General features: G+C 61.5%; 18 protein-coding genes. 12 read left to right on the top strand and 6 right to left on the bottom strand.

Annotated elements, in window-relative coordinates; translation table 11 throughout:
- Window positions 1-3 precede the first annotated feature (3 nt).
- Together LDZ24_RS17900 and LDZ24_RS17895 are read right to left on the bottom strand one after the other, a co-directional pair.
- Window positions 4-408 carry an Hsp20/alpha crystallin family protein gene (locus tag LDZ24_RS17900; RefSeq protein ID WP_248322562.1) on the bottom strand — a complete coding sequence of 135 codons (405 nt, stop codon included), beginning with the start codon at window positions 406-408 and terminating at the stop codon, window positions 4-6.
- 21 nt (window positions 409-429) lie between these two features.
- Window positions 430-864, bottom strand: coding sequence for an Hsp20/alpha crystallin family protein (locus LDZ24_RS17895; protein ID WP_175941236.1), 435 nt, complete (start codon window positions 862-864; stop codon window positions 430-432).
- A 275-nt stretch (window positions 865-1139) separates the two neighbouring features.
- Between LDZ24_RS17895 and LDZ24_RS17890 the strand changes: the two genes are divergently transcribed.
- The 3 genes from LDZ24_RS17890 to LDZ24_RS17880 are packed head-to-tail and all read left to right on the top strand — an operon-like array spanning window position 1140 to window position 3736.
- Complete coding sequence (locus LDZ24_RS17890; RefSeq protein ID WP_248323336.1) at window positions 1140-2123, top strand: 2-dehydropantoate 2-reductase; 984 nt, start codon at window positions 1140-1142, stop codon at window positions 2121-2123.
- Window positions 2124-2142: 19 nt separating this feature from the next.
- Entirely contained in the window at window positions 2143-2508 is a 366-nt protein-coding gene (locus LDZ24_RS17885; RefSeq protein WP_248322561.1) for a nucleotide pyrophosphohydrolase, read from the top strand.
- A gap of 55 nt (window positions 2509-2563) precedes the next feature.
- A complete protein-coding gene (locus LDZ24_RS17880) occupies window positions 2564-3736 on the top strand; it encodes an acyl-CoA dehydrogenase family protein (RefSeq protein ID WP_248322560.1) in 1173 nt (390 codons plus the stop codon).
- 46 nt (window positions 3737-3782) lie between these two features.
- Here the strand turns inward: LDZ24_RS17880 and LDZ24_RS17875 are convergent, their stop codons facing one another.
- Window positions 3783-4028, bottom strand: a complete 246-nt coding sequence (locus LDZ24_RS17875) for a DUF4148 domain-containing protein (RefSeq protein ID WP_175941240.1) — start codon at window positions 4026-4028, stop codon at window positions 3783-3785.
- A 357-nt stretch (window positions 4029-4385) separates the two neighbouring features.
- Here LDZ24_RS17875 and LDZ24_RS17870 point away from each other — a divergent pair, with 357 nt between their 5' ends.
- Window positions 4386-4625, top strand: a complete 240-nt coding sequence (locus tag LDZ24_RS17870; protein ID WP_248322559.1) for a hypothetical protein — start codon at window positions 4386-4388, stop codon at window positions 4623-4625.
- Between the two features lie 111 nt (window positions 4626-4736).
- On the opposite strand, the gene LDZ24_RS17865 is transcribed toward LDZ24_RS17870, so the two are convergent.
- On the bottom strand, window positions 4737-4946 hold the full coding sequence (locus tag LDZ24_RS17865) for a DUF1059 domain-containing protein (protein WP_248322558.1): 210 nt from the start codon (window positions 4944-4946) through the stop codon (window positions 4737-4739).
- Window positions 4947-5047: 101 nt separating this feature from the next.
- On the opposite strand from LDZ24_RS17865, the gene LDZ24_RS17860 reads away from it, so the two are divergent.
- Entirely contained in the window at window positions 5048-5482 is a 435-nt protein-coding gene (locus tag LDZ24_RS17860; protein ID WP_248322557.1) for a DUF3293 domain-containing protein, read from the top strand.
- A gap of 193 nt (window positions 5483-5675) precedes the next feature.
- On the opposite strand, the gene LDZ24_RS17855 is transcribed toward LDZ24_RS17860, so the two are convergent.
- A complete protein-coding gene (locus LDZ24_RS17855) occupies window positions 5676-5816 on the bottom strand; it encodes a hypothetical protein (protein ID WP_248322556.1) in 141 nt (46 codons plus the stop codon).
- Between the two features lie 724 nt (window positions 5817-6540).
- On the opposite strand from LDZ24_RS17855, the gene LDZ24_RS17850 reads away from it, so the two are divergent.
- The 7 genes from LDZ24_RS17850 (at window position 6541) to LDZ24_RS17820 (ending at window position 12858) form a co-directional block, all read left to right on the top strand.
- A complete protein-coding gene (locus LDZ24_RS17850; RefSeq protein ID WP_248322555.1) occupies window positions 6541-8277 on the top strand; it encodes a colicin E5-related ribonuclease in 1737 nt (578 codons plus the stop codon).
- A complete protein-coding gene (locus tag LDZ24_RS17845; RefSeq protein ID WP_248322554.1) occupies window positions 8268-8612 on the top strand; it encodes a colicin immunity protein in 345 nt (114 codons plus the stop codon). Before LDZ24_RS17850 ends, LDZ24_RS17845 begins: the two co-directional genes overlap by 10 nt.
- A 47-nt stretch (window positions 8613-8659) precedes the next feature.
- Entirely contained in the window at window positions 8660-9025 is a 366-nt protein-coding gene (locus tag LDZ24_RS17840) for a hypothetical protein (protein WP_248322553.1), read from the top strand.
- Between the two features lie 22 nt (window positions 9026-9047).
- Window positions 9048-9410 (top strand): hypothetical protein, encoded by a 363-nt coding sequence (locus LDZ24_RS17835; RefSeq protein ID WP_248322552.1) that lies wholly within the window; start codon window positions 9048-9050, stop codon window positions 9408-9410.
- 172 nt (window positions 9411-9582) lie between these two features.
- Window positions 9583-9921 (top strand): DUF2489 domain-containing protein, encoded by a 339-nt coding sequence (locus LDZ24_RS17830; RefSeq protein WP_248322551.1) that lies wholly within the window; start codon window positions 9583-9585, stop codon window positions 9919-9921.
- A 46-nt stretch (window positions 9922-9967) separates the two neighbouring features.
- A complete protein-coding gene (locus LDZ24_RS17825; protein ID WP_248322550.1) occupies window positions 9968-11755 on the top strand; it encodes a ShlB/FhaC/HecB family hemolysin secretion/activation protein in 1788 nt (595 codons plus the stop codon).
- Between the two features lie 422 nt (window positions 11756-12177).
- Complete coding sequence (locus LDZ24_RS17820) at window positions 12178-12858, top strand: 4'-phosphopantetheinyl transferase superfamily protein (protein ID WP_248322549.1); 681 nt, start codon at window positions 12178-12180, stop codon at window positions 12856-12858.
- Window positions 12859-12861: 3 nt separating this feature from the next.
- On the opposite strand, the gene LDZ24_RS17815 is transcribed toward LDZ24_RS17820, so the two are convergent.
- Entirely contained in the window at window positions 12862-13368 is a 507-nt protein-coding gene (locus LDZ24_RS17815; RefSeq protein ID WP_244849998.1) for a M48 family metallopeptidase, read from the bottom strand.
- Window positions 13369-13405 lie beyond the last annotated feature (37 nt).

The following is a 13405-nucleotide window of genomic DNA, read 5'->3' as shown; positions in this document are numbered from 1 at the left end:
CGCTTAGCTCGCGCGCACTTCGATGCGGCGCGGACGCGCTTCTTCACGGCGCGGAATCGTGAGCTTGAGCACGCCGTTCGTCAGGTTCGCGTCGATCTTCGTGGTGTCGAAGTCGTCGCTGACGGTGAAGGCGCGGGCGAAGCGCGGCGCGCGCACTTCAGCGTGATGCACACGCAAGCCGGCTTGCGCGGTAACCACCGCTTCGGCTTCGATATAGAGCCGCGCGTCATGCACTTTCACGTCCAGCTTTTCGCGCGGCACGCCGGGCAGGTCGGCCCACAGCGTGATGCCGTGGCTGTCTTCGACGATATCGACCGCGGGCGTAATGCTCGCGCGGCGCGCGTGCTCTTCATTCTTGCGCGTCACGTCGCCTTCGTTGCGCTGCGCCAGTTGAGTGGTGTCGTTCATCGTGAGCTCCCGAATGCTGAATTACTGAATGGTGATGGCGCGGGGCTTGGACGCTTCGCGCTTGCCGACGGTGATGGACAGCGTGCCGTTCTCGTAGCGCGCCTGCACCTTGTCGATGTCCGCGTTCTGCGGCAGTTCGATCACGCGGCGGAAGCTGCCGGTGAAGCGCTCTTTCGCATAAGTGCGCGCGCCTTCGGTCAGCGTTTCGGCCTTGCGCTCGCCGCTGATCGTGAGCGTGCCTTTGTCCACGGTCACATCGAGCGATGCCGGATCCACGCCGGGCGCGAACGCGACGATCTCGACCGCCTCGTCCGTGCTGCCGATATTCAATTGCGGAAAGACATCCGCGCGGCTGGTCCGGATGCTCGATGGCAGGTTGCCGAACAGCGTCGACATTTGCCGCTGCATGCGATCCAGCTCCGCGAACACGTCGCCGCCAAAGTAGAAGTCACTCATGATCCAGTCTCCGAAAATGCGGCCGCATGAAGGCCGGCACAGTGCGTTGATCCTTGTGGGCAGCGCGTTCGAGCTCACTGCCCTCGGATCGAAAAATAGGTGCCAAGACGCTCTTTTCAATAAGCCGGAATGCATTTTCAAGCGCATTTTTTATTCGTTCGGCGACTCTTGAAATGCGTTTTGCGACTCATAGATTGGACCGTTTGAGCGTTAGCCGCTAACGAATTCAATCCGCTCTTACAATGGGCGATCCAACCAGTGGCGGGGACGACAAGATGAAGGTGTGCATTTACGGCGCGGGCGCAATCGGCGGATGGATGGGCGTGCGGCTCGCGCAGGCAGGCTGCGATGTCAGCGTGGTCGCGCGCGGCGCGACGCTCGATGCGCTCACCACGCGCGGCCTGCAGCTCGTGGAGAAGGACGCGACGCATACGGCGCAGGTCCGCGCGAGCGCCGCGCCCGACGCACTGGGGCAACAAGACCTCGTGGTGGTCGCCGTCAAAGCGCCGGCGATGGCATCCGTGGCCGCGCATATCGCGCCGTTACTCGGCGCGCGGACCACGGTGCTCACTGCGATGAACGGGGTGCCGTGGTGGTTCTGCGAGGGCTTAGGCGATGCGTTCGCCGGCAAGCGACTCTCCTCGGTCGACCCGCACGGCACGATCGCCGCCGCGATACCGAGCGCGCAGACGGTCGGCTGCGTCGTTCACGCGAGTTGTTTCGTAGAAGCGCCGGGCGTCATCCGGCATCATCAGGGCAACGGGCTGATTCTGGGCGAGGCGACCGGCAAGCCGAGCGCGCGCGTCGAATCGCTCGTATCGCTCTTTGCGCGGGCGGGCTTCGACGCTTCCGCTTCGCCGCAGATTCAGCGCGACGTGTGGTTCAAGCTGTGGGGCAACATGACGATGAACCCGATCAGCGCCATCACCGGCGCGACCACGGACCGCATTCTCGGCGACGATCTCGTGCGCGGCTTCGTCACGCGCATCATGCTGGAGGCGAAGGAAATCGGCGCGCGCTTCGGCATTCCGATCGAACAGGAGCCGGCAGACCGGCATGCCGTCACGGCGAAACTGGGCGCGATGAAGACGTCGATGCTGCAGGACGTCGAAGCGGGCAAGGCCGTCGAACTCGATGCGCTCGTCGCGTCGGTGCGCGAACTCGGCGCGATGACCGGCGTGCCGACGCCATTCACCGACGCGCTGCTCGGCCTCGCGCGCCTGCATGCGCGCACGCTGGGTCTTTATCCGGCGCAATGAGTAGCGAGTCGAGGACGTGATGAAAGAATCATCGAGTGAACTCGTCGCCATGCGCGACATGCTGCGCGAGTTCGTGCGCGAACGCGACTGGCGCCGCTTTCATGCGCCGAAGAATCTCGCGGCGGCGCTGAGCGTGGAGGCGAGCGAGTTGCTGGAGCCGTTCACGTGGCTTCAGAGGGGCGACAAGGCCGAACTCGACGACGCGAAGCTCCGCGCCATTCGTCATGAGATGGCTGACGTGCTCGCTTATCTCGTGATGCTGGCCGACGCGCTCGATGTGGATCTGCATCAGGCGTTGCTGGAGAAGATGGCGCTGAATCGCGCGAAGTATCCGGCGCACAAGGTGCGCGGCGACGCGCGCAAATACAGCGAATACGATGAATGACGAGAGTGGCGCACACGATTAAGCTCCCATGATTCACTAACGACCGAGGATGCCGATGGATTTTTCGCTTTCGCCGGAGTTGACCGAATTACAGGCGCGGGTGCGCGCGTTCATCGCCGATGAAATCGTGCCGATGGAGCGCGATCCGCGCTGCACGCCGCACGGACCGAACGAAGCGTTACGCGCCGAACTGATCGCGAAGGGCCGCAAGGCGGGCTTGCTGTCGAGCCATATCTCGCCGGAGTTCGGCGGGCTCGGGCTCGGTCATGTCGCGAAGGCGATTCTGTTCGAGGAGGCGGGGTATTCGCCGCTCGGCCCTGTCGCGCTGAATATCGCCGCGCCGGACGAGGGCAACATGCATCTGCTCGAAGCCATCGCGACGCCCGAGCAGAAGGAACGCTGGCTGCGTCCGCTCGCGGCGGGCGAGATCCGCTCCTGCTTCTGCATGACCGAGCCGTCGCCCGGCGCGGGCGCGGACCCGGCGATGCTCCAGACCACCGCCACGCGCGACGGCGACGAGTACGTGATTCACGGCCGCAAGTGGTTCATCACGGGCGCCGAGGGCGCGGCAGTCGCGATGATCATGGCGAAGTTCGCGGACGGCCCGGCCACGATGTTTCTCGCGGACATGTCGAGTCCCGGCATCGTCATCGAACGGGCGATGGATTCGCTCGATACGTGCTTTCCCGGCGGCCACGGCGTGGTGCGCTTCGACGGCCTGCGCGTGCCGGCGTCGAACGTGCTGGGCGAACCGGGCGAAGGCTTTCGTTATGCGCAGGTGCGTTTGTCGCCCGCGCGTCTCACGCACTGCATGCGCTGGCTCGGCGCGGCCCGCCGCGCGCATGACGTGGCGAGCGATTATGCGCGGCAGCGTCAGGCGTTCGGCAAGGCGCTAGGCGAGCACGAAGGCGTCGGCTTCATGCTGGCGGACAACGAGATGGACCTGCACGTCACGCGGCTCGCCATCTGGCATTGCGCGTGGGTCCTGGATCAGGGCGTGCTCGGCAAGCACGAGTCGAGCATCGCGAAGGTCGTGTCGTCGGAGGCGCTGTGGCGCGTGGTCGACCGTTGCGTGCAGGTGCTGGGCGGGCAGGGCGTCACGCACGAGACGGTCGTCGCGCGAATTTTCGCGGACATGCGCGCCTTCCGAATCTACGACGGCCCGTCGGAAGTGCATCGCTGGAGCATCGCGCGGCGCATCTTGCGTGGGCCGAAGCCGGCTGCTTGAGGCGGCTGCTTGAGCCGGCTGCTTGAGCGCGATGACGCGCGCCGCTTCAGTGCGTCATCGGCGGCGCGTCGGCTCGTCGCTGCGCCACGATGCGGCCCGCGCGCATGGCATTGTCCGGATAGTTGATCCAGTCGTTCGGATCGTAGCCCGCAGCGATCCACGCGTGCAGTTCATAACGAACCTGCGCGCGTGTCTTGGGCGCGGACGAATTGTCGGCGAGCGGCTGCGCAAATGCAGACGCGGCCCAGCACGCAGCGAGCGCGCCGAGCATGATTCGGGAAGTAGCTTTCATGAGTCCCTCTTACGCCGCTGATGACGGCTTACTCATTCTAGGACACAACGCCGAATGTCACCGGCGCGCGCTCAACGTGATAGTCCGATGACTTCTGCAATGAAAGGATCGCTTCCATTCGCCTTTCGTTCAGCGACGCGGTGTCTCGCAAAGCGCACGACTGGGGAAAGCCCGTGTTGCAATGCAGCATGTCATTGAGTATGCTGTCTTAAGCGGGCGCTGACGCCCCTCGTTTAGTCATGGTGCCCTGAACGATTTCCGCGTACGGGCAACGCAAAGAGAAGCGCCCGACATCAAGGGCGTTCGTCTAGGCAAGGCAGCAAGCCTTACGGACGTCAACTTGAAGGAGCCGCATGTATGGACTTGACCGGATCATCGAAGCCGACGCTGCATATCTTCCACCAGGAAGGGGGATGGCATTGGGGCATCACCGTCGAGCGCGCGGCAGGCGGCGGCATGAAGGTGGTCGCCTATAGCGACGAAGGCTTCGATTCCGAAGACGAAGCCCGCGAGGACGGCGAACACGTGCTGCGCTCGGAAGACTGGCGTTCGCGTCAACGATTCAGCCGCAGCGAGCGGCGCACCGGCTGCTCTTGAAATCGCGGCGCGTCGCTGCCTTCTTCCTCATCTTCCATCAAGCGACAATGCTCCTCCGCCTAGCGTGCTAAGAAACGCTAGCTTGTGGCGGCAATCAACTGCCTCCGCGTCTTATGCGGACGGCCTTTCGAGCGGCGGCGTGCCCTCGTGAAAGAACTTCTTGAGTTCCGTTCTCAGCTCCGGCGAATCCTCATGCTGATGCATGCTCACCGCATGTTGCACGGCGGCTTGCATCAATTCGTCTTCGGAGTCGGCGGCGAGGGCGATCGTGCAGTTGCTGTCGCTCGAGCACTCGCGGCAATCGATGTACATGCGTGTCATGGCGTCCTCCTGGCTTGAAGGCGCTGAGTTCAGTATAGGCGGTCGTTTCGGCTGCGATGGCGATTTGCGCGCGCCTGCGCAGTCGCGTAACGTTCATGCTCATGAACGGTTTCTCGATTCCCGACACGACCCTTGCAGCGTACCGCGCTGCCATCTACCGGATACACGGCGAGCCGCCCATCGATATGAAGATCGGCGAGAAGAACGCGTCCGTCGCCGCGCTGCTGGGCCGTCACGGTGTTGCCAGCGCAGTGTTCGTGACCGCGTTCAATCCGTTTGGCTGTGAGCTGAGCGCCGAGCAGAACGCCGCGAGGCAGCGGGCGCTCGAAGCGTATATCGCTCAAGCAGGGTGGATGGCGCTAGCGGGCGAAGGCTTGGATCCGAACAATGTATGGAGCGCCGAAGCGAGTCTGTTCGTGCTCGGCGCGACCGTGCTCGACGCCGACGATTTCATGCTGGCGTATGAGCAGAACGCCGTCGTGGTCGTCGAGGGTGATGGGTTGCCGAGGTTGCGCGTGCATCCGCGATGTCGGTGACTTGACCGAGTGCTTCGACGCCGCTCGATCTGATGCAGGGGAAGGGCGTTGCGTGTCGCGCGACGTTCGCCGTTCTGGCAGGGCATGAACACGCTCTTGTTCCTTGCTCTCGCTAATGCGCGCGCTGGCTGATGCGGGGCGGGTCGCTCGCCCTTGACGCGATATTCGCGACCGAACTCAATATCTGCTGCTTTCAAAATGGCGCGGTGTTGCCGCCTGCGGATGGCAGGGCTTCTGGTTGAATACCGAAGACGACAAAGAGACTGATCTGCATTGAACCGACGGGCTCGTCGCTCGGATCTGCTTCGTCCAACGCCGACTGCGATGCATTCACCGGGCCACGCGTGATTCTCAATCTGCCGAAGCTGACGAACGCTGCGAACTGCGGATTCGCACACCAACGAGCGAGGCGAATGGCCGCTATGCGGGCGCGGCGAGCGTGCGCTTCATCTGCAACACGACGTGGGCTGGGGCAATAACCCACATCAGCGGCTCGCTTGAGGCATCCCCAACAGCGATTCTTGCAAGGGATGCGGTGGCGGAGGTTGTGGCTGCGCCACTATGAAAGCATCAACGCGCCGCACGGCAGCGCTTCTGTCGTTGGTACTGCGAACTAGTTTACCGTCGCGATGACGAGCGAAAAGACCGTCGCGATGGCGTACCGCGCACCAGACGATGCATCGACGGCACGACGATTCAATGCGCGCTGCTGACCGGGCACGTCGACCTAATGATAAAGCGCACCGGCGGGGCCGACCGAGCGCCAACCTCGTCATGAGGCACTCTTGGTGAGCGTCCGAAACGGGCCAGCACATCTGCGTCCTCACTAACGTCGCGCGAAGCGAACGCATATCACGGCATGCCGCTCATATCGCTCGCGTTGGCCGCCTAGACCTCCGTTTCTGTCGATTAGGCGCTGGGCGTTATAGGCGTGCATGGCGACCGCATCCAGCTCCCCGAATGCGCAGTAGCACCAGCGGAGCATCACCCGTTGCTTTCACGCAAATGAGCACGGGTGCAGCGATAAATCCCACCTTCAAGCCTGCGACAGGTCATACGTGATCGAGCGAGAGCAGCGCTGTCGATTTCGGACTACTCCCATATTCCCCAATGCTGATCGCGGAAACCTGTCGATTCAGGCGGGCAACACGCTACATGTGACCGGCAGCGATCTGGTGGCAGGCCAGAACGTTGTGGGGACCGCCGCCAATGTGATCGTCGATGCGGCGACGGACACCTCGCATCGGGCAAGCAGCGAGCAGTCGAGCAGCAGCGGGATGACCATCGGTCTCGCGGGCAGCGTGGGCGATGCGATCAACAACGCCTACTCGGAAGGCCGGGCAGTGGGGCACTCGGCTGAGAGCGGCAACGACCGTGCTGCGGCGCTGCACGCGATCGCTGCGGCGGGCGATGCGGCGCTGAGTGGCATCGGCGCAGACAGTGCCGTCGCCGCTGGCAACAAGCCCGATATCGGCGTCAAGGTGAGCTTCGGGTCGAGCAGCAGCCGCAGTGATTCGAGCGAGAGCCAGACGACCCATCGCGGCTCGAGCGTGAGCGCGGGCGGCACGGCGGCGTTCGTGGCCACAGGCGACGGCACGCCCGGCAGCGGTAACGTCACGATCGCCGGTTCGAACGTGAGCGCGAACGACGTGGTGCTCGCCGCGAAGAATCAGGTGAACGTCGTCAATACGACCGATACGGACTCGGCGCGCAGCTCGAACAGTTCCAGCAGTGCGAGCGTGGGCGTGCAGTACACGGTGGGCGGCGGCTTTGGCGTCTCGGCGGCGATGTCGAACGCGCACGGCGATGCCAACAGCGACGCGGCGAGCAATGACCCCCAAGCAATGGCAGCAGCGCTGGCCGATTACGACAATTGGCGGGAAGGCGGTGACTCGCGCGCGATGCTGCAGGCAGGAGGCGGCGCACTGATCGGCGGGCTGGGTGGCGGTGTGATTGGTGCATTCGGCGGCGCCGCCGGCGCGGCCATCTCCTCGAAGCTCGCGGACCAAACGAAAGCGGCGGCGGATGCAGTGACGGGCGCGACAGGCTCCTCCTTGATAGGCAATCTCGCCGGTAATATCCTGTCGGGATTGGCCGGCGCAGCGGTGGGCGGTTCGGCAGGCGCGGCAATGGGCTCGAACGTTAACCTGTACAACCAGGGGAATGATAGGGACGCAGCGGCCAAGGATGCCCATGTCAAAGCTGTAGTCGCGCAAGCCCTGGGCAATCCGCCTGATTTCAACTCGTTCTCGGTCGGTGCGCTGATTAATCAGTTCGTGGGATTAGTGAAGTCCGGTGGACGAACCCCGCCGTCCGATCCCAACCCGTTAGTCGAGGCGAACAATAACAGCAAGCCGCCAGCCACTGGCGGGGCGGTCGTTACGCCGCCTGCGATGGTTTGCGTACCGAATGCCGGATGCGCGACGACGGCTCCTGTTGCGACGCCTGGGACGGCGGGGTATGTGCCGGGTAATGCTACGCTGAATAGTGGGACTCAAGAAAGCACGCAAAGGCCAAACATCGTCATTGATGACAAGATTGGCAATCAACTTGGCCCGCGTGGTTGGACCGAACAAGACATTCAAAATGTCATCGACGACGGTCCAGTCGGGACAACAATGGATAAACGTTCAGGTTCGAAGACGCCAGACGGAGTGCCGAGAAATGATACGGCATCGGTTTACGGTTCAAAAAATGGATATGTTGTCGTGAACGATCGTACAGGCGAAGTCGTCCAAGTAAGCGGAAAGAATGATCCCGGCTGGATTCCAGACAGTCGAATTCAATGGAAGTGACCATTATGCGTATCGATCTCCAAAAGCTCTATACATCGTCGACTGAGTATTTCGACCTCAACGGAAGCGTGATAATGAAGCTGTCCATGGAAGCCGCGCTTGCCGTGTGTGCCCAAGCACTCGAACGCGGCTTCGTCGTGGCGCGTATCGAGGGCGGTGTATGGCATAACCCTGGTTTCGAGGCTCGCCTGGATTGCATTTGGGACGGCGTACAACCTCCGTGTAGTCGCCACGCGGCTCAAAAGAATAACCTCGCGGCGGCTGACTTTATTCGATCCGAACAAGGCCAGCACGACGTGTTCGTACTTTCGACTGTGCCGATAGCAACTCAGTAGGATCGAGAATCACCTACAGAAGTTTGCACTTAACGAAAAATATGAGAATGCAAGTCGCTAAAGAGGGCATGATGAGTGACGAGTGGAAAGTCGAACACGATCTTGGTCAGTATCGGTTGATGCTTGACCATCTAACAGCATATCGCGAGAAGAAGCTTGGAATCCACGCCTTGCTGTCAGCGTTGAAGGGGCTGCTGACTGCGTTGGAATCCAAAAACGGTGATTGGTTCGAAGAAGCCATAAGTGAACGAGCTAATCTCGAGATACTCTATGCGGTTGAATGCGACAGATGCGAAGAAGCGGGCTGCGGTTTCGATGCAGTTGACAAAGTGTTGTTTGAACTGGCCTCAGTTAAGAGGTCAATCCAGAATATAGAATTGATCGCGCGGGAGCGACTTGGTGCTTTGAGTTAGCCGGCTACTTTGTATTCTTACGATGAGTGAAGACCTTCGCGAGACGCAGCGGAAAACGTGCGAAAGATTGAATGCCGCGTTCTTTGGATGCGACGTTAACCTCAAACTAGGAATCTCCCGCAACGTAAAGGAGGGTCTTCGCCCGTTGAAAGGGCTTCGACTTCAACCGGAAGGCGATACATGTGGTTGGTACATTTGGGGAGGCGAGCAAATGTCCGAGGCGCCGGACTTCTTCGTTCCTCTGCATGCAGCACACATCGAAGATTGGGCACCCTTGGTCATCCCCTATCTCGGGTTGCCGCCCGGCTGGAGATTCCTCGTGACCGAGCAATATGAAGACGTGTGGGAAGATCCGCATTTGCTCAATGGACGAGATGGAACGTAATCAAGCTGACAAGCGCAAATGTTGCTGCGCCGTGATCAACGTTTCCGCTAGCGACAGGGCGGGCCTCGATTGGCAATTCGCTTCTTTGCAGCATGCTGAAAGCCGTATTGATGAGCTATGAGTGCGGCTTCTAGATTGCAGCCCCGTCAAATGTGACCAAAAATTGAAGCGTATGGACGAAAGTGCAAATCGAGCACGTCAGCGTCTTTTAGGTTTGCTGCATGCGATGCTGAACGGAGAGCTCTCATACTTTGAAGGTGCAGCAGAGGTCCTAAGAATTGACTTGCGGTTGATCGGTATCCCAGAGCGAGATCCGGATTTGCAGAAATTTGTGCTTATCCGGTCAGGAACGGACCATCTGCCGCTCAAGCAACAGCAAGAACTTTGGTCAGCTGAGGCTCTGAGCAGGCTACGTGACGAGTTCGCCCAAACAGAAAGATGGGCGGAATCGTTTGCCGCTGAGGCGTGCCGAGATCTCATCGAGCGCTTAGAAGTGAATCAACAAAGCTAAATCGCCGGGTGTGGTCGTTTGGTCCCCCCTTCATTGACTTGTCATCATGAAAATCCGAAAAAGGCTGGCGGCTTTCCCGCTCACAGCCGTGTTTACACTCGCGCACGCGCAGCAGACCCCGCCCGACGTCGCAGCTGCCGCACGCACGAACGCCGAACAACAACAGCAGCTCCAACAGCAACGCGAGGCGCAGCAGCGCGCGGCGACGGTTGCGGCTGCCGTTGTTCGCTCCGCTGCACCATCGGCGGAAGGATGGCCAGTCTTGCCGCCCGAGACGCCATGCTTCCGTATTGACAGGTTCGCGCTGGGCGTGCCGGCAACGCTGCCCGATGCGGTCCGAGCCAAAGGCGCATCGGCGTTACCGCTCGATTCGTTCGGCTTCGCGCGTGAATGGCTTGACCATTACAACGGGCAATGTGTCGGCAAGGAAGGCGTGAACGTACTGACCAAGGGATTACAGCAGGCGATCCTCAGTCGCGGCTACATCACGACTCGCGTGTTGCTGCCCGAACAAGACCTGTCGAGCAGCGTGCTGAAGTTTGCTCTCGTGCCAGGCGTGATCCACGATGTGCGGTTCGCAGAGCCTTTGTCATGGGGCACATGGAAGACCGCATTCCCGACACGCCCCGGCGACATCCTCGACCTGCGCGACCTCGAACAGGGCGTCGAGCAGATGAAGCGCGTCGCATCCCAAGACGTCGACATGAAGATCGAGCCGACCAACGTGCCGGGCGAAAGCGACGTCGTGCTCACGCTCAAGCGTGCGAAGCCTTGGTCGCTCGTCGCCTCGGTCGACAATTCGGGCAGCCGAGCGACCGGCAGGCTCCAGGGCAATCTAAGCCTCGGCCTCGACAATCCGCTCGGACTGAACGACATCTTCACCGTCGGCGCGAATCAGGACCTTGAGTTCGGCGACAAGGGTCTTGGCTCGCACGGTTTCAACGGCTCGTATTCGATCCCGTGGGGTCACTGGACTGCAACGCTCTTCGGTAACACGAACACGTACTATCAGCAGATCGCGGGCGTGAACCAGACCTTCGTGTCGAGCGGCAACGCGCAGACCGCAGGATTCAAGCTGGCGCGCGTGCTGCATCGAGGCCAGAACGATGTCTTCGGCGGCTATGTGCAGTTGTCAAAGCGTTTCGGCGCAAGCTTCATCGACGACACCGAGATCGTGCTTCAGCATCGCAATAACACATTCTTCGAAACGGGGCTGACGGACCGCCATTACTTCGGCGGTGCGCAGTTCGATGGCTCTCTCGCGTACCGGCAAGGCATTAACGACTTAGGCGCAACAGGTGATCCATCGCAGCCAGCGGATGCCAACATCGCGCCGACTCCTGCAACGAAGCCGGCAGGTCCGACGTACCTCTACCACATGGCCGTTCTCGATGCGAACCTATCGGTGCCATTCGCGATCGTATCTCAACCGCTTCGCTACGTGACGACCTTCCACGGCCAATACACTAACGACACGTTGTTCTACATCGACGACCTGACCATCGGCAGCCGATACACCGTGCGCGGCTTCGACGGCGAGCAGATGCTGGCAGGCGAAAAGGGCTTCTACTGGCGCAACGAGCTGCAAGCGCCAATCGGCAGGAGCGGGCAGACGCTTTATGCGGGCATCGACTACGGCCACGTATTCGGACCGAACACGGCGTTTCTCGCAGGCACGCAACTCGTCGGCGCGGTAATCGGCCTTCGCGGGGGTGTACCGTCGAAATACGCCGGTTTCAGCTACGACCTGTTCGCCGGAACGCCGCTCTACAAACCGGCCACGCTGGATACATCGCGCGTGACCGTCGGTTTCCAGATGACCGCGCAGTTCTGAGGCGACGACGATGCGTCATCCCTACCATCACCGCCCTCGTTGACGAAGCTACACGCGCGCGCGTCGCAACTCGGCTGCACTCGCTACCGGTCCGACGCCATGCGCTGTTCCGGATGTCGACGCCTTTACGGGCGCCGATGGCGCGACGTTGGTATATGGTGTCATCACCGAACTGCTGAACCGCTATCCCTTACGGTCCACTCACGGGCGTCGAAATCAGCGAGGCAAGTCAAGCGAACACAAAGCCGCACTCGTGCAAGCTTTTTGTGAATGCCCGCAGCGCTTGATACGATTCACGAGACGCTTTGCGAGACGGGGTAAGTATGACGAAAGCGGGTTGACACGCGATCCGTCCGACTGAGGCCGGCGTGAACCGCCCGCCCGGTGCATATCCAATCACCTCGCCACAACGGCAACTCCAAATGACAGCGCCATGCACACTCTCGCCGACCGAAGCCCCCGCCGACGTCCGCGTATGGCTCGTCGACATCGATCTCAACGCGCCGTTGCCGAAAGCAGCCGAGGGCGTCTTGCATGCCGACGAGCTCCAACGCGCAGCCCGCTTCCTGCGACATGAAGATGCCGCCCGCTTTGCCACGATGCGCGCCGCGCTGCGCCGCCTGCTCGCCGCGCAACTCGGCGGCTCACCCGCGAGTCTCGCGCTTGTTTCGGATACAAATGGCCGTCCCACGCTCGCCATCCCCCACGCGCCCGATTTCAACGTCGCGCATTCGGGCGAGCATGGATTGATCGCGATGTCATTCGAGCGGCGCGTGGGTGTCGACATCGAAGAGGCGCGGCATTCGTTCGACTGGCGCGAACTGAAATCGACCGTTCTGCATGCTGCGGACCAGCGCATCATCGACGCCCTGCCGCAAGCCGATCAGTCCGACGCTTTCCTCGCATGCTGGACCGCAAAAGAGGCGCTGCTGAAGGCGCATGGCGTGGGCATCGGCAGCCGCGCACTGGCGATGCACGGCTTTTCGGTCCTGCCGCGCGATGGCGCGCGCTATGCGCTGTCCGATGAAGCAGGCGCGTATCGCGCAGTGTCGCTCGCCGCGCCTCGCGGCTACGCGGCCGCGCTGGCGTGGTCGGCCGAGTGAACGTCAGACCGTATGATTGCGCATCAGATCGCGATGCGTGAGATACAGACGCAGATCGAACTCGATCTGATGGTAGCCCGGCTGCATCAGCTCACACAGGCGATAAAACGCCTTGTTATGGTCGCTCTCTTTGAGATGCGCGAGTTCGTGCACGACGATCATTCGCAGAAATTCGGGCGCCGTGTCCCTGAACAACGACGCGATGCGGATCTCCTTCTTCGCCTTCAGCTTGCCGCCTTGCACGCGCGAGATGGCGGTATGCAGGCCGAGCGCGTGCCGTAGCACGTCGAGCTTGCTGTCATAACAGACCTTGTCGATGGCCGGCGCGACACGCAGGAATTCGTTCTTCAGATCGGCGCAGTACTGATACAGCGCGCGGTCCGACTGGATGGCGTGCTTCGAGGGATAGCGCGCGTCGAGATACGGCCCGAGCTGCTGCTGGGCGATGAGTCGGCGCACCTTTTCCTGAAGCGTGCTCGGGTAGGCGCTCAGGTATTTCAGGTGTTGCATGACGGCTGACGAGATAGAGGGCCTTGGCGGGATACGT

Origin of the sequence: Caballeronia sp. Sq4a (assembly GCF_023170545.1) — a bacterium.
Taxonomy (GTDB): Bacteria; Pseudomonadota; Gammaproteobacteria; order Burkholderiales; family Burkholderiaceae; genus Caballeronia.
Note: the sequence above shows the minus strand (reverse complement) of the source record. Positions and strands in the feature narration are given on the sequence as shown.

Coding starts and splice junctions, on each gene's coding strand:
- LDZ24_RS17900 (WP_248322562.1), bottom strand. CDS start 408: ATGAACGACACCACTCAACTGGCGCAGCGCAACGAAGGCGACGTGACG.
- LDZ24_RS17895 (WP_175941236.1), bottom strand. CDS start 864: ATGAGTGACTTCTACTTTGGCGGCGACGTGTTCGCGGAGCTGGATCGC.
- LDZ24_RS17890 (WP_248323336.1), top strand. CDS start 1,140: ATGAAGGTGTGCATTTACGGCGCGGGCGCAATCGGCGGATGGATGGGC.
- LDZ24_RS17885 (WP_248322561.1), top strand. CDS start 2,143: ATGAAAGAATCATCGAGTGAACTCGTCGCCATGCGCGACATGCTGCGC.
- LDZ24_RS17880 (WP_248322560.1), top strand. CDS start 2,564: ATGGATTTTTCGCTTTCGCCGGAGTTGACCGAATTACAGGCGCGGGTG.
- LDZ24_RS17875 (WP_175941240.1), bottom strand. CDS start 4,028: ATGAAAGCTACTTCCCGAATCATGCTCGGCGCGCTCGCTGCGTGCTGG.
- LDZ24_RS17870 (WP_248322559.1), top strand. CDS start 4,386: ATGGACTTGACCGGATCATCGAAGCCGACGCTGCATATCTTCCACCAG.
- LDZ24_RS17865 (WP_248322558.1), bottom strand. CDS start 4,946: ATGACACGCATGTACATCGATTGCCGCGAGTGCTCGAGCGACAGCAAC.
- LDZ24_RS17860 (WP_248322557.1), top strand. CDS start 5,048: ATGAACGGTTTCTCGATTCCCGACACGACCCTTGCAGCGTACCGCGCT.
- LDZ24_RS17845 (WP_248322554.1), top strand. CDS start 8,268: ATGGAAGTGACCATTATGCGTATCGATCTCCAAAAGCTCTATACATCG.
- LDZ24_RS17840 (WP_248322553.1), top strand. CDS start 8,660: ATGCAAGTCGCTAAAGAGGGCATGATGAGTGACGAGTGGAAAGTCGAA.
- LDZ24_RS17835 (WP_248322552.1), top strand. CDS start 9,048: ATGAGTGAAGACCTTCGCGAGACGCAGCGGAAAACGTGCGAAAGATTG.
- LDZ24_RS17830 (WP_248322551.1), top strand. CDS start 9,583: ATGGACGAAAGTGCAAATCGAGCACGTCAGCGTCTTTTAGGTTTGCTG.
- LDZ24_RS17825 (WP_248322550.1), top strand. CDS start 9,968: ATGAAAATCCGAAAAAGGCTGGCGGCTTTCCCGCTCACAGCCGTGTTT.
- LDZ24_RS17820 (WP_248322549.1), top strand. CDS start 12,178: ATGACAGCGCCATGCACACTCTCGCCGACCGAAGCCCCCGCCGACGTC.
- LDZ24_RS17815 (WP_244849998.1), bottom strand. CDS start 13,368: ATGCAACACCTGAAATACCTGAGCGCCTACCCGAGCACGCTTCAGGAA.